Origin of the sequence: Nocardioides sp. HDW12B (assembly GCF_011299595.1) — a bacterium.
Classification (GTDB): Bacteria; Actinomycetota; Actinomycetes; order Propionibacteriales; family Nocardioidaceae; genus Marmoricola_A.
Map to the genome: position 1 here is coordinate 2,184,809 of NZ_CP049867.1, position 14,187 is coordinate 2,198,995.

The 14,187-nt window shown below is 72.9% G+C and carries 14 protein-coding genes; 2 read left to right on the forward strand and 12 right to left on the reverse strand.

The annotated features are described in order from the left end of the window. Nucleotides 1-48: 48 nt before the first annotated feature. From G7072_RS10245 to G7072_RS10270, 6 genes are read right to left on the reverse strand one after another with little or no spacing between them, the layout of a single operon-like run. Nucleotides 49-1,551 carry a CoA-acylating methylmalonate-semialdehyde dehydrogenase gene (locus G7072_RS10245; RefSeq protein WP_166086034.1) on the reverse strand — a complete coding sequence of 501 codons (1,503 nt, stop codon included), beginning with the start codon at nucleotides 1,549-1,551 and terminating at the stop codon, nucleotides 49-51. Continuing rightward, the gene (gene iolD / locus G7072_RS10250; protein ID WP_166086036.1) at nucleotides 1,548-3,485 is read right to left on the reverse strand and encodes a 3D-(3,5/4)-trihydroxycyclohexane-1,2-dione acylhydrolase (decyclizing); all 1,938 of its coding nucleotides are present in this window, start codon (nucleotides 3,483-3,485) and stop codon (nucleotides 1,548-1,550) included. The genes G7072_RS10245 and iolD overlap by 4 nt, the downstream gene beginning before the upstream one ends. Next, on the reverse strand, nucleotides 3,482-4,354 hold the full coding sequence (iolB, locus tag G7072_RS10255; protein WP_206063071.1) for a 5-deoxy-glucuronate isomerase: 873 nt from the start codon (nucleotides 4,352-4,354) through the stop codon (nucleotides 3,482-3,484). Before iolB ends, iolD begins: the two co-directional genes overlap by 4 nt. Then, nucleotides 4,351-5,247, reverse strand: coding sequence for an aldolase (locus G7072_RS10260; RefSeq protein WP_166086038.1), 897 nt, complete (start codon nucleotides 5,245-5,247; stop codon nucleotides 4,351-4,353). The genes iolB and G7072_RS10260 overlap by 4 nt, the downstream gene beginning before the upstream one ends. Continuing rightward, a complete protein-coding gene (gene iolC, locus G7072_RS10265) occupies nucleotides 5,244-6,191 on the reverse strand; it encodes a 5-dehydro-2-deoxygluconokinase (protein WP_277343366.1) in 948 nt (315 codons plus the stop codon). Before iolC ends, G7072_RS10260 begins: the two co-directional genes overlap by 4 nt. Continuing rightward, nucleotides 6,188-7,102, reverse strand: a complete 915-nt coding sequence (locus G7072_RS10270; RefSeq protein WP_166086040.1) for a TIM barrel protein — start codon at nucleotides 7,100-7,102, stop codon at nucleotides 6,188-6,190. Before G7072_RS10270 ends, iolC begins: the two co-directional genes overlap by 4 nt. Before the next feature lie 92 nt (nucleotides 7,103-7,194). Here G7072_RS10270 and G7072_RS10275 point away from each other — a divergent pair, with 92 nt between their 5' ends. Beyond that, on the forward strand, nucleotides 7,195-7,932 hold the full coding sequence (locus G7072_RS10275) for a GntR family transcriptional regulator (protein ID WP_240916860.1): 738 nt from the start codon (nucleotides 7,195-7,197) through the stop codon (nucleotides 7,930-7,932). A gap of 25 nt (nucleotides 7,933-7,957) precedes the next feature. Here the strand turns inward: G7072_RS10275 and G7072_RS10280 are convergent, their stop codons facing one another. The 6 genes from G7072_RS10280 to G7072_RS10305 form a co-directional block, all read right to left on the reverse strand. Beyond that, the gene (locus tag G7072_RS10280) at nucleotides 7,958-9,064 is read right to left on the reverse strand and encodes an ROK family glucokinase (protein ID WP_166086042.1); all 1,107 of its coding nucleotides are present in this window, start codon (nucleotides 9,062-9,064) and stop codon (nucleotides 7,958-7,960) included. A gap of 25 nt (nucleotides 9,065-9,089) precedes the next feature. Further along, complete coding sequence (locus tag G7072_RS10285; RefSeq protein WP_166086044.1) at nucleotides 9,090-9,509, reverse strand: hypothetical protein; 420 nt, start codon at nucleotides 9,507-9,509, stop codon at nucleotides 9,090-9,092. 37 nt (nucleotides 9,510-9,546) lie between these two features. Continuing rightward, nucleotides 9,547-10,632, reverse strand: coding sequence for a potassium channel family protein (locus G7072_RS10290; RefSeq protein ID WP_166086046.1), 1,086 nt, complete (start codon nucleotides 10,630-10,632; stop codon nucleotides 9,547-9,549). Between the two features lie 42 nt (nucleotides 10,633-10,674). Continuing rightward, the gene (locus G7072_RS10295; RefSeq protein ID WP_166086048.1) at nucleotides 10,675-11,016 is read right to left on the reverse strand and encodes a hypothetical protein; all 342 of its coding nucleotides are present in this window, start codon (nucleotides 11,014-11,016) and stop codon (nucleotides 10,675-10,677) included. A 4-nt stretch (nucleotides 11,017-11,020) separates the two neighbouring features. Further along, nucleotides 11,021-11,275, reverse strand: coding sequence for a hypothetical protein (locus G7072_RS10300; RefSeq protein ID WP_166086050.1), 255 nt, complete (start codon nucleotides 11,273-11,275; stop codon nucleotides 11,021-11,023). Nucleotides 11,276-11,345: 70 nt separating this feature from the next. Next, on the reverse strand, nucleotides 11,346-12,461 hold the full coding sequence (locus tag G7072_RS10305; protein WP_166086052.1) for a YihY/virulence factor BrkB family protein: 1,116 nt from the start codon (nucleotides 12,459-12,461) through the stop codon (nucleotides 11,346-11,348). A 17-nt stretch (nucleotides 12,462-12,478) separates the two neighbouring features. On the opposite strand from G7072_RS10305, the gene G7072_RS10310 reads away from it, so the two are divergent. Next, complete coding sequence (locus tag G7072_RS10310) at nucleotides 12,479-14,119, forward strand: acyl-CoA dehydrogenase family protein (RefSeq protein ID WP_166086055.1); 1,641 nt, start codon at nucleotides 12,479-12,481, stop codon at nucleotides 14,117-14,119. The last annotated feature ends 68 nt before the right edge of the window (nucleotides 14,120-14,187 follow it).

Below are 14,187 nucleotides of genomic sequence, written 5' to 3' on the forward strand. Positions count from 1 at the left end.
TGTCGCGGACTGTGACCGATGCTTGGTCATCGGTCGATCGTGGTGCCCTCACTGGGCGGTGGGGAAGCTGAACTGCGCTCGCTGGTGCTCGGCGTGCTCCACGTGGGGCCACCGGGCGGTGACGACCTTGGCGCGCGTGTAGAACGACACGCCCTCGGGACCGTGGATGTGGTGCTCACCGAACAGGGAGTCCTTCCAGCCGCCGAACGAGTAGTAGGCCATCGGCACCGGGATCGGCACGTTGATGCCGATCATGCCGACCCGGACGCCACGCTGGAAGCGGCGCGCCGCCTCGCCGCTCGACGTGAAGATCGCGGTGCCGTTGCCGAACGGGTTGGCGTTGATCAGGTCGATCGCCGCGTCCACGTCGTCGAGGCGCAGCACCGAGAGCACGGGACCGAAGATCTCCTCGCGGTAGACGTCCATGTCGGGGGTGACCCGGTCGACCACCGTGGGTCCGACGAAGAAGCCGCCCTCGTGCCCGGCGACCGTCACGCCGCGACCGTCGACCGCGACCTCGGCGCCCTGGCTCTGCCCCGTGCCGACGAGCCGCTCGATGCGGTCGCGGGCCTCGGCGGTGACCACGGGTCCCATCTCGCTGCCGGAGTCCCGGCCCGAGCCGACCTGGATCTTCCGTGCCTTGGCGTTGACCTGCTCGAGCAGCGCGTCGCCGACGCCGCCCACCGTCACGGCGGCCGAGATGGCCATGCAGCGCTCGCCGGCCGACCCGAAGGCGGCCGCGACGAGCTGGTCGGCGGCGTACTCCAGGTCGGCGTCGGGGAGGATGATCGCGTGGTTCTTCGCCCCGCCGAGGGCCTGGACGCGCTTGCCGTGGCGACCGGCGGTCTCGTGGATGTAGCGCGCGATCGGGGTGGAGCCGACGAAGGAGACGGCGTCGACGTCGGGGTGCGCGAGCAGCCCGTCGACGGCCTCCTTGTCGCCGTGCAGGACGTTGAAGACGCCGGCCGGCAGACCGGCCTCGGCCCACAGCTCGGCCAGGATCAGCGCGGCCGACGGGTCGCGCTCGCTCGGCTTGAGCACGAAGGTGTTGCCGCAGGCGATGGCGACCGGGAACATCCACATCGGGACCATGGCCGGGAAGTTGAACGGGGTGATGCCCACGCAGACCCCGAGCGGCTCGCGGAAGGAGTAGAGGTCGACGCCGCGGGAGACCTGGGCGGAGAAGTCGCCCTTGAGCAGCTGCGGGATGCCGCAGGCGAACTCCACGACCTCGAGCCCGCGCTGCACCTCGCCGGCCGCGTCCGAGAGCACCTTGCCGTGCTCGTCGGTGATGGCGGCCGCGAGGCGGTCGACGTTGGCGTTGACGAGCTCGCGGAAGGCGAAGAGCACCTTGGTGCGCGTGCTCAGCGACGCCTGACCCCACTCGACGAACGCCTCCCGGGCGGCGGCCACCGCGGCGTCGACGTCGGCGGCGTCGGCCAGCGCGACCTCGGCCTGCTGCTCGCCGGTGGCGGGGTTCCAGACCGGGGACCGGCGCTCCCCCGCGCCGCTGGTGCTGGTGCCGGCGATCCAGTGCTCGATCGTCCTCATGACGGGGTCTCCTCGGTGTGCGGGTCGGACGGACGCAGGTGGCTCCGTTGCCGCTGCTTGTTCTGCTCGTACGTCGTGCGTGCCTCGCGGGTGCTCTCGAGCACGGAGGTCTCGGCCACCGGGACGTCCCACCAGGCGGGGCTGTCGGGGGCCGGCACGGTCGGGTCGGTCTCGACGTGGATCACGGTCGTGACGTCCGCGGCCTGGGCCTCGGCGAACGCCTTCTCCAGCTCGTCGACGCCGGAGACCCGGATGACGTGGGCGCCCAGGCTGGCCGCGTTGGCGGCGAGGTCGACCGGCAGCACGTCGCCGTCGAGGCCGCGCTCGGTGCGGTAGCGGTAGCGGGTGCCGAAGCGCTGCGACCCCAACGACTCCGAGAGGGCGCCGATCGAGGCGAAGCCGTGGTTCTGGACCAGGACCACGATCAGCTTCACGCCCTCCTGCACGGAGGTGACGATCTCCTGCGACATCATCAGGTAGGACCCGTCGCCGACCATGACGACGACGTCGCGGTCCTCGCCGGTGTCGAGGGCGGCCATCTTGACGCCCAGGCCGCCCGCGATCTCGTAGCCCATGCAGGAAAAGCCGTACTCCACGTGGTAGCCCTTGCGGTCGCGGGTGCGCCACATCTTGTGCAGGTCGCCCGGCATGGAGCCGGCGGCGCAGACCACCACGTCCTGCGGGCGGCTGACCCGGTTGACGACACCGAGCACCTCGGACTGGGCCGGCAGCGGGGCGTGGCCCAGGTCGTGCGAGCGCTGGACGGTCGCGTCCCACTCCTGCGCCAGCTCCGTGGCCCGAGCGGTGTGGGCGTCCGGCGCGCTCCAGCCGGCCAGCGACTCCGTGAGCTGCACGAGCCCGCGGCGGGCGTCGCCCTGCGCGACGACGGCCGAGAGCTTGTGCGCGTCGACCGAGGCCACGTTGAGGTTCACGAAGCGCACGTCCGGGTGGGCGAAGACGGTCTTGGAGGCCGACGTGAAGTCGCTCCACCGGGTGCCGACCCCGACGACGACGTCGGCCTCGGCCGCCAGCGCGTTGGCCGCGGTGGTGCCGGTGGCGCCGACGGCGCCCACGGACCGCGGGTGGTCGTAGGGCAGGGACCCCTTGCCGGCCTGCGACTCCGCGACCGGCACGCCGGTGGCCTCGGCGAAGGCGCGCAGCGCGTCGGTGGCCCCGGAGTAGATGGTGCCGCCGCCGGCGACCAGCAACGGGCGCTGCGCCGAGCGGATCGTCGCCACCGCCCGGGCGAGGGCGGCGTCCTCGACCGGCGGACGGGCGACGTGCCAGACCCGGCGGGCGAAGAGGTCGTCGTCGAAGTCCCACGCCTCGGCCTGGACGTCCTGCGGCAGCGACAGGGTCACCGCGCCGGTCTCGACCGGGTCCGTGAGCACCCGCATCGCGGCCAGCAGCGACAGCGGGAGCTGCTCGGGCCGGTTGACGCGGTCCCAGAACCGCGAGACCGGCTTGAAGCAGTCGTTGACGCTGACGTCCATCGACGTCGGGTCCTCGAGCTCCTGGAGCACCGGGTTGGAGACCCGGGTGGCGAAGACGTCACCGGGCAGCAGCAGCACCGGGATGCGGTTGATGGTGGCCAGCGCGGCGCCGGTGACCATGTTGGTCGCGCCCGGGCCGACGGACGCCGTACAGGCGAAGGCGGCGAGCCGGTCGCGGTGCCGGGCGTAGCCGACGGCCGCGTGCACCATCGCCTGCTCGTTGCGGGCCTGGTGGTAGCGCAGCACGTGGCCCTGCTCCTGGCCCTCCCGCGCCGCGACCTCGCGCTCGAGCAGCGCCTGACCGACGCCAGCGACGTTGCCGTGGCCGAAGATGCCCCAGCAGCCGGCGAAGAAGGGCGTCTCGACCCCGTCGCGCTCCACGTGCTGGGCCTCGAGGAAGCGCACGACCGCCTGGGCGACGGTGAGGCGGGTGGTGCTCATCGGACGTCCTCCTGGTGCTGGTCGTCGGGGCGGCGCCGGAAGGGCAGCCGGGGGTCGACCTCCTGGTCGTCCCAGGTGCCGCGCACCCAGGTGTGGGCGGGGTCGTCGCAGATCTTCCACGCCCGCTCGTCGCCCGGTCCGGCCATCACGTTGAGGTAGTAGAGGTCGTAGCCGGGAACCGCCATCGACGGACCGTGCCACCCGTGCGGGATGAGCACGACGTCGCCGGTGCGGACCTCCTGGAGCACGTCGATCTCCTTGCCCGGGTGGCCGTAGACGCGCTGGTAGGCGATCCCGGGGCGGGCGGAGCCGTCGGCGCCGGTCGGCCCGTCGGCGACCTCGAAGTAGTAGATCTCCTCGAGCTCGGACTCGGTGTCGCTCTGCTCGTCGTGCTTGTGCGGCGGGTACGACGACCAGTTGCCTCCGGGAGTCAGCACCTCGCAGGCGATCAGGGCGTCGGCGTCGAATGCGTCCGGCGTACAGAAATTGTTGACCTGACGCGAAGCCTGTCCGGCTCCGCGCAGCTCGACCGGTACGGCGTCCGCGGGCTGGTGCCGGAAGGGCAGCACGCGCTCGCAGCGGGCCGACGGGAGGGCGAAGCGTCCGCCCGTCTCGGAGGTGACGGTGACCTCGGCGTCGCGGGGGACGTAGACGAAGTCGCTGGGACCGTCGAAGACGTCGCGGCGGCCGGCGACGGCCAACGTCTCGTCGCCGAGCGCGACCGTGCAGGCCCCCTCCAGCGACAGCACCAGCGTCTCCGCCTCGCCGGTGGACCACGTCGCGCTCTCCCCCGGGCCGAGGGCGAGCACGGCCAGGCCGCTGTAGCCCCAGCCGGCCGACTCGGGCGTCACGTGGACGGGGGTGCTCACATCATCTCCAGGACGGTGTCGACGGCGGCGGCGACGTCGCCGTCGGGCGGGTAGAGCAGGGAGCGGCCGACGACCATGCCGCGCACCTGCGGGTGGGTCAGCGTGCGCTTCCAGCGGGCGAACTGCGCCTCCTGGTCGGCCGACACCTCCCCGCCGAGCAGCAGCACGGGCAGCGTGGTGGAGTCGAGCACCGGGTCCATGTCGTCGACCACCGGGAGCTTCAGCCAGGTGTGCGCGCTCGCGCGGCCGAGCCCGGCGCCCACGGCGGCGGAGCGGACCACGGCGTCGGTGCTCAGGTCGTTGCGCACCCGGCCGTCGACGCGGTGCGAGAGGAAGGGCTCCACCATGGCCATGAGGCCGCGGTCGGCGAGGTCGCCGACCGCCCGGGCGCAGGCCTCGAGGGTGGCGACGCTGGCGTGGTCGTCGGGGTCGATGCGCACGAGCATCTTGCCGCCCTGGAAGCCGGACCGCTCGATCTGCTCGGCGTCGTAGGCGGTGAAGCGGTCATCGAGCTCGAAGACGGTGCCGGCGAGGCCACCGCGGTTCATCGACCCGATGACCACCTTGCCCTCGAGCGCGCCCATGAGCAGGAGGTCGTCGAGGATGTCGGGGGTGCCCAGCACGCCGTCGACACCGGGGCGCTCCAGCGCGGCCGCGAGCCGGCCGAGCAGCTCACCGCGGTGCGCCATCGCCATCGGGTCGGACCCGGCGCCGAGAGCGCCGCGGGCCGGGTGGTCGGCGGCGACGAGCATCAGCCGGCCGGTGCTGCCGACCAGACCGGTCGGGCGGGTGCGGGCCTCGGCCAGCCGGGCCACCTGCCCGGGCTCGCGCACGCGGGTGGTGACGAGCGCGCCGACGTCCACACGGTCGGCGTACGACGTGGGGGCGCTCATGCTGCCCCCTCCAGCAGGGCGTCGAGCTCTGCCGTCGTCGGCATCGCGTCGGCGCACGCCAGCTGGCCCGCGACGAAGGACCCGGCGGCGTTGGCGAAGCGGAGCATCCGCTCCACGTCCCAGCCGGCCAGCAGCCCGTGGCACAGGGCGCCGCCGAAGGCGTCGCCGGCTCCGAGGCCGTTGACGACGTCGACCGGCACCGGGGGCACCACCACCGAGGTGTCGCCGCGCACGCCCAGCACGCCCGCCGGTCCCTGCTTGACGACGGCGAGGTCCACTCCGGCGTCCAGCAGCGCGGCAGCGGCGCGCTCGGGGTCGGACTCCCCCACCGCGACCTGGCACTCCTCCTTGTTGCCGACGGCCACGTCGACCAGCGCGAGCGCCCGGCTGACGTGGGTGTGGGCCTCGTCGGGCGAGGACCAGAACATCGGGCGGTAGTCGAGGTCGAGCACCGTCGTGCCGTGCTCCCCGCGGGCGGCGAGCGCGGCCATGGTGGCCTCGCGGGACGGCTCCTCGCACAGGCCGGTGCCGGTCACCCAGAAGATGTCGGCGGCCGCGATCGCCTCGAGGTCGAGGTCCTCGGCGCGGATCTGGAGGTCCGGCGCGGTGGGTCGGCGGTAGAAGTAGAGCGGGAAGTCGTCGGGCGGGAAGATCTCGCAGAACGTCACCGGGGTCGGCAGGTCCGCCACGGCGGACACGTAGCGGTCGTCGACCCCGAAGCCGCGCAGCGCCTGGTGGACGAAGCGTCCGAAGGGGTCCTCGCCGGTGCGGGTGATGACCGCGGACCGGCGGCCGTGGCGGGCGGCGGCGACGGCGACGTTGGTGGGGCTGCCACCGAGGAACTTGCCGAAGGAGCTGACGTCCTCGAGCGGTACGCCGATCTGCTCGGGGTAGATGTCGACCCCGACCCGGCCCATCGTGAGGACCTCGAAGCCGGCCGTCACCGGACCGCGTCCTCGAGGTAGTCGAGGCAGCGGCGGACGTCGGCGACCGGGCCCTCGCCCTCGGGGCGCCCGGCGAGCTTCACGTCCTGCTCCAGGACGTACCAGCCGCCGTAGCCGGCGCCCTCGAGCGTGCGGACCAGCGTCGCGACGTCGACCGAGCCCTCGCCCAGCGGCACGAAGAGCCCGTCGCGGACCGCGTCGCCGAAGCTCGTCTCGCCGGCGATGACGCGCTCGGCCAGCTCACCGTCGACGTCCTTGAGGTGGACGTGGACGACGCGCTCGGGGTGGGCGGCGGTCAGCGCGACCGGGTCGGCCCCGCCGACCAGGAGGTGGCCGGTGTCGACGCAGAGCCCGACGCGGGAGCCGGCGAGCACCCGCTCGGTCTCCTCGCCGGTCTCGACCATCGTGCCCACGTGGGGGTGCAGGGCCGCCACCACGCCGCGGTTTGCGGCCAGGTCGGTGGCCCGGTCGAGGTTGTCCAGCAGCGCCTGCCAGCCGGTGTCGTCGAGGACCGGGCGGTCGTCGTACCCCTCGACGCCGGTGAAGGCGGCCAGCACGACGACGCCGGCCCCGGTGGCCAGGCAGTCGTCGATGAACCGGTCGACCTCCAGCAGCGGGTCGTGGCCCGGGTCGTGCAGCAGCACCGGCAGGAAGCCGCCGACCGCGGTCATGCCGTGGGCGGACAGGCGGGCGGCGAGATCCTCGGACGTCGAGCCCAGGAAGCCCACCGGTCCGAACTCCGTCGCGGCCAGCCCGAGGTCACGCATCTGCTCGAGGACCGTGGGGGCGTCGAGCTGGTAGCCCCAGCCCGGGACCTCGCACACGCCCCAGGAGATGGGGGCGCCCGCGATGCGGTCGCGGACCGGTGACGGGACGGACGGGTGGGCCGTGTGGGACGGGGAGACCGGCATGGGTGAGATTGTCGTCACACGGATTCGCTGGCGTCAAGACTTTGTCCAGACATATGGACGAAAGGCCCGTCGGCGTGGCTATGCTCCCGTCTGTGTTCCAGCCGCAGGTCGTGCTCGACCGCTCCAGCCCGGTGCCGCTCTACTTCCAGGTGGCCGAGCAGCTCGAGCGCGCCATCCGTGACGGCGACCTCGTCGCAGGCGACCGGATCGCCAACGAGGTCGCCTGGGCCGACCAGCTCGGGGTGTCCCGCCCGACCATGCGCCAGGCCATCCAGCTGCTGGTCGACAAGGGCATGCTCGTGCGCAAGCGCGGCGTCGGCACCCAGGTCGTACAGGCCCCCATCCGACGGACGGTCGAGCTGACCAGCCTCTACGACGACCTGCGGCGCACCGGGCACCACACCACCACCGACGTCCTCGACCTCGCCCTGGTGCCCGCCGACGAGGGCCCGGCCACCCGGCTCGGCTGCCCGGTCGGCACCCCGGTCTGGCGCCTGGAGCGCGTCCGCCGCGTCGACGGCCAGCCACTGGCGCTGATGCGCAACCACGTCCCGGCGTCGGTGACCGACCTCGGCGACGTCGACTTCACCGCCACCGGTCTCTACGAGCTCTTCCGCACCCGCGCCATCCACCTCCGGGTCGCCCACCAGACCATCTGCGCCCGGCTCGCCGACCGGCGCGAGAGCAGGCTGCTCGGCGTCAAGGTCGCCGATGCGCTGCTGACGATGGAGCGCACGTCGTACGACGACAGCGGGCGGGCGGTGGAGCACGCCGACCACCTGTACCGACCGGACCTGTACTCCTACGAGACCACGCTCGTCGACCGCTGAGCCCGGTCACCGAGGGGCGTCGGGGTCAGCGCATCGGGTCGCGCAGCGCCCGCAGGACGCCCTCGACGGGTCCCTCGCTGCGGACGGTGCGACGACGCACGGGACGGTCCCGGCGGCGCCCGCGGGAGCGGCGGGACCGGCGGGCGGCCGAGCGCGCCATGTCGGCCGCGCCGATGAACCCGGCCTGCGGGCCGAGCTCGGCGGCCACGATGACCGGCTCGTCGCGGAAGCCGCGACCTGTCAGCGCCCGGGTGAAAGCCTGCTTGGTCGGGTCCAGCAGCAGGTCACCCGCCGCGGACAGCCCCCCGCCGACGATGATGCAGCCGGGATCGAAGGCGGCGGTCATGCCGGCCAGCCCGACGCCGAGCCAGTTGCCGACGTCGGCGATGAGCTCGATGGAGAGCGGGTCGCCGTCCCGGGCGGCCTGGGTGATCTGCGGGCCCTGCAGCAGCATCGGGTCGCCCGCCACCACCTCGCGGAGGTGGTGGGCCATCGGCGAGTGGGCGCGGATGAGCTCGCGGGCGTCGCGCACCAGCGCGTTGCCCGAGGCGTACTGCTCCCAGCACCCCCGGTTGCCGCACTCGCAGCGGTGACCGTTCGGCACGACCTGCATGTGGCCGAACTCCCCCGCCATGCCGTGGGTGCCGCGGTAGACCCGGTGGTCGAGCACCAGCGCGCCGCCGATGCCGGTGCCGAGGGTGATGCACAGCACGAAGCGGTGCCCCTTGCCGGCCCCGAAGTTGCTCTCGGCCAGCGCCATCGTGTTGGCGTCGTTGTCGACCACCACCGGCACCTTGACCCGCTCAGCGACCCGCGCGCGCAGGGGCTCGCGGCGCCAGTTCAGGTGCGGCGAGAACATCACGACCGAGCGGGTGGCGTCGACGAAGCCGGCCGCGCCCACCCCGACCGCCGCGACGTCGTACTCGCGGGAGAACTCGCGCACCAGGTCGACGATCGTGTCCTCCACCGCGGCGACGTCGTGACCGGTCGTGGGGCGCTGCTGGACGGCGAGGACCTGGCCGGTCGAGTCCACCACCCCGGCGAGGACCTTGGTGCCGCCGATGTCGACACCGACGGTCAGCGGGTCCCAGCGCGAGGGCCGGACGCGCCGGGCGGGGACGGTGTCGGACATGGGAGCAGACTACTGAGACCCGGCCTCAGGCCGGCAGCAGACCGCGGATCCGCTGCTCCAGCGCGTCGGGGTCGGCGACCGTGAGGGTCGCGCCCGGGTGCTTGATGCGACCCGTGGGGTCGATGCCGGGCACGGGGGTGTGGAACGAGACGCACAGCGCGCGCTTGTCGTCCGGCCCCGCAGGCCCCTGCCCGTCGTTGGTGGCGAAGCTGATGCCGCGGTCGGAGAACGACAGGTGCGGGGGCCCGGCGGTCTTGAGGAAGGCGAAGCCGCCGGTGCGCACGACGTCGGCGAGGTTCGTGACCGGGGTGGTCAGGGACCACGGCCCGTAGCGGACGTGCAGCGTGCGCTCGTCGAGCTCGACCCAGGCCGTGCGCGGCGTGATGCCGAAGAGCAGGGCGGGCGCGCGGTAGGCGGCGGCGAAGTCGAACGCGTAGCGGGTCATGTCCTCACCGTGCCCCGTGCGTGACGACTCACTCGGCTCACTCGTCGTCGGCGGTGTCCTCGTTGTGCGTGCCCGGCCGCGGGGCCCACGGCAGCTCCTTGGCCGGCCGGACCACGATCAGCTTGTCACCCCGGGCCAGCTGGGTGACCACCGGGTCGTAGTAGCGGTGCAGCGTCTGGTCGCGCACCACCGCGATGACCTGGTCGGGCAGCTGCTGGGGCTGCTTGCCGACCTCGGGCACCAGCAGCTCGCGCTCGGCCACCTCGAGCCCGTCGCCGTAGCTGAGCAGGTCGTCGATCACCGACCCCAGCGCGGGGCTCACCGCCGACAGCCCGAGCAGCCGCCCGACCGCGTCGGAGGAGGTGACGACCGCGTCGGCGCCGCTCTGGCGCACCAGGGCGACGTTGTCTCCCTCCCGCACCGCCGCGACGATGTAAGCCGAGGAGTTGAGCTGGCGGGCGTTGAGCACCGACAGCACCGTCGAGTCGTCACGGTCGGTCGTGATGATGATCTGCTGCGCCTTGGCCACCCCCGCCCGGCGGAGCACGTCGCGACGGGTGGCGTCGCCGACCACGACGGTGAGCCCGTCGTTGTTGGCCTCCTGGATCGCCGACGACGTGGGGTCGACCACCACGATGTCCTCACGGCTCAGGCCGTTGCCGATGAGGGTCGCGATGGCGCTGCGCCCCTTGGTGCCGTAGCCGACGACGACGACGTGCTGGTCCATGCGTTTCCTCCAACGTGCGGCGCGGAACATCTCGCGGCCCTGGCTGGCCAGCACCTCGATCGTGGTGCCGATCAGCAGCACCAGGAAGGCGATGCGCAACGGCGTGATGACGAAGGCGTTGACCAGGCGGGCCCCCTGCGAGGCCGGGGCGATGTCGCCGTACCCGGTCGTGGAGAGGGTGACGGTCGTGTAGTACATCGCGTCGACGAGGCTGATCTCGTTCGTCGGGTCGCTGTTGTCGACGTAGCCCTTGCGGTCGACGTAGACCAGGAAGACCGTGAACGCCAGGATGCCGACCGCCACCAGGATGCGGCGGGTGAGCACCCACCACGGCGAGTGACGGACCGCGGGGAACTTGATCCCGAGGCCGGTCGCGGACTCGGTCTCGTCGGGCACGGCGACGAATCTACGCGGTCCGGGTGCGGGCGGGGGGTCGCCTCACCGCACCACGTCGCCGTAGATCAGCGTCGTGACGTCGCCCGCGTCCCCCGGATCGCTCGAGAGCGTGGCGAAGCGGAACTGGTCGCCCTCCTCCGGGTCCGGGCCCCCGTCGATGCGTCGCCACTGACCGCACAGCTCGCCGTCCTCGCTCTGCGGGGCCTCGGCCGCCGCGTCGCCGGACAGGCACAGCTCCTGGCCGTCCTCGTCGTAGCTCACCACCGTGGCGGTGTCGGTGTCCTCGGTGTCGGGCCCGGCCACGACCCCCACGAGGTAGCCGCCGAGGAGGCAGAGCGCGCCTCCTGCGAGCGCGACCGGGGTCGGCATCGTCACGTTCGCCATGGGTTCAGGGTGCCACGGGGCGTGCGACCACGCGATCGACGGTCACGTGACCGTCGGCCCAGCAGGTCAGCCGGACCCGGTCGCCGACCCGCGGCTCCCGCTCCGGGTCGCGTGCCATGTCGGCCAGCAGCCCTCCGCCGTACGACGCCCGTGAGAGGTGCCCGTCGTGGACCACCTCGGCCACCCCGGGGTGGACCGCGGTGACGCGCCCGTTCGCGGACCCGGCGAAGCGGGTGGCGGCGCGGCGGGGGTGGCTCACGCAGTCAACGGTACGGGTCCGGCCGTGACCCGGGCACCGAGATTTCCGCGACCGGACCGGTCCGGCGGGCTCAGATCCGCGGCTCGCGCCGCATCAGCACGGTCTCCTCGTCGTCGATGTCCGCGAGCACCTCGGGGTCGCTCAGGACCTCCTCGTCACGCTCGCCGAGACGGTGCAGCCGCAGCATCCGCGCCCGGCGCAGCCGGCGCACCATCTCGATGCGGGCGCGGGCGGGACCGGACTCGGGCCACAGCTGGTCGAAGGAGGCGTTGAGCGCCGCACCGATGAGGACCGCGATCGCGATGATGTAGAGCCAGATCAGGACCGCGATGGGGGCGGCCAGCGGGCCGTAGATCGAGGTCGAGTCGCCGGCCGTCGCGGTCAGCACCCAGCGCAGCACGGCCGAGCCCGCCACCCAGATGACCATCGTCAGGATCGCGCCCGGGAGGTTGTAGCGCCACGAGGTCCGCACCGGCACGGACACGTGGTAGAGCGTGGCGGTGAAGCAGATGCACAGCACCAGCACGGCCGGCCAGTAGAGCGCGTTGAGGCTGTCGAGCCGGCTGGGCAGGACCTGGTCGACCAGTCCCGGGCCGGCCACGACCAGGGGGATCGTCACGATGCCGGTCAGCAGGCCGAGCACGTAGAGCACGAAGGACAGCACCCGGGTGCGGACGATGCCGCGGTGACCGCCGAGGCCGTACATGATCGTCACGGTGTCGACGAAGACGTTGAGGGCACGCGAGCCCGACCAGAGCGCGAGCACGAAACCGATCGAGATGACGTCGTAGCGCGGCGCGCCGAGCGTGTCGTTGAGCGTCGGCACGATGATCTTGTCGACCGTGTCCTCGGTGAACGCCTGGAGGGCCAGGTCGACCACGTCGGCCTTGAACTCGCTGATGCGGCTGTCGGTGAACCGCTGCACGACGTAGCCGATGGAGCCGGTGAGGCCGAAGATCAGCGGCGGCAGCGACAGCAGCGCGAAGAACGCGGCCTCGGCGGCGAGACCGGTGACGCGGTTGCGCAGGCAGGCGCTGACGGTCGAGACGACCAGGCGCCACAGCGTGTCGCGGAAGCGGACCCACAGCGGCTCGCCGGTGCGGGTCTGCGTCGCCGGGCGCGCGGGCCGGGGGTCGTCCCGGGCGGGTCGGGAGCCGCCCGCCGGACGCCGACCCTCGGTTGTCATGCGACTACGGTAAAGCCATGCGAGCTGACAACCGGGTAGCGACGAACCAGGCTCCGCCGCTGGTCGGCCACGACGTGGTGACCTCGGACACGGCCCTGGTCGAGGCGGTCACCCGGCACGCCTCCGACGCGGTCGTCGCGGACCTCTCCCCCCTCGGCCTGCTGGCCGGCAGCGAGGAGGGCCGCGAGCACGGGATGCTGGCCAACCGGCACCACCCCGAGCTGGTCTCGTTCGACCGGTTCGGCAACCGGGTCGACGAGGTGCGCTTCCACCCGTCCTGGCACTGGCTCATGGAGCGCGGCGTCGGCTTCGGCCTCGGGGCGACGCCCTGGACCTCCGACGACCAGCACGCCCACGTCCGCCGGGCCGCCGGCTTCATGGCGTGGTCGCACACCGAGCCCGGTCACGGCTGCCCGATCTCCATGACGTACGCCGCCGTCCCCGCGCTGCGGACCGACGACGCGATCGCGAAGGAGTGGACGCCCAAGCTGGCGTCGACGACGTACGACTTCGGGGTGCGGCCGGTGGCCGACAAGGCCGGCGTGTTGGCCGGCATGGGGATGACCGAGAAGCAGGGCGGCTCGGACGTGCGGGCCAACGTGACCGAGGCCGTCCCGACGGCGGTCGACGGGGAGTACGAGCTGTTCGGACACAAGTGGTTCACCTCCGCGCCGATGAACGACGTGTTCCTCGTGCTGGCGCAGGCGCCCGGCGGGCTGTCGTGCTTCCTGGTGCCGCGGGTCCTGCCGAGCGGCGAACGCAACCGGCTGGACGTCGTACGCCTCAAGGACAAGCTGGGCAACCGCTCCAACGCGTCGTCGGAGCTCGAGTTCCACGGCACCTGGGCCCAGCGGCTCGGCGACGAGGGGCGCGGCGTGCGGACCATCATCGAGATGGTGGCCGCCACCCGGCTCGACTGCGTGCTCGGCTCGGCGTCGCTGATGCGGCGCGCGGTGGCCGAGGCGTCGTGGCACGTCGCGCACCGCTCGGCCTTCGGGTCGGTGCTGGCCGACAAGCCGCTGATGCAGAACGTCGTGGCCGACCTGGCCGTCGAGTCGGAGGCCGCGACCGTGCTGGCGATGAGGCTGGCCGCGGCCGTGGACCGGCGCTCGGACCCGCACGAGGCGGCGCTGCGGCGCGTCGCCCTGCCGCTGGCGAAGTTCTGGGTCTGCAAGCGGACGCCGATGATGACCGCCGAGGCGCTCGAGTGCCTGGGCGGCAACGGCTACGTCGAGGAGTCGGTGATGCCGCTGATCTACCGCGAGTCTCCGCTGAACTCCGTGTGGGAGGGCTCGGGCAACGTCAACGCCCTCGACGTGCTGCGGGCGCTGTCGCGCGAGCCCGAGACCGTGACGGCGTGGATCGAGGAGGTCGGTCTCGCGCAGGGCGCCGACGCCCGCCTCGACCGGGCGATCCAGTCGACGCTGGAGACGCTGGCCGACACCGGGGCGGCCGAGGGCCAGGCCCGTCGGCTCGCCGGCCAGATGGCGGCCTGCCTGCAGGGCTCGCTGCTCGTCCGCTTCTCCCCGCCCGAGGTCGCCGACGCCTTCTGCGGCTCACGGCTCGGCGGCGAGTACGGCGGCACGCTCGGGACCCTCACCTCCTCCCCCGCCGACCTCCGCGCCATCGTCACCCGCACCACCCCGACCCTCCCCTGACCCGCCCCGCACCACCCGGTCCCATTTCGTGCACAAGTTCGTTCATGTGCCTTCTGAGACGCTCACCA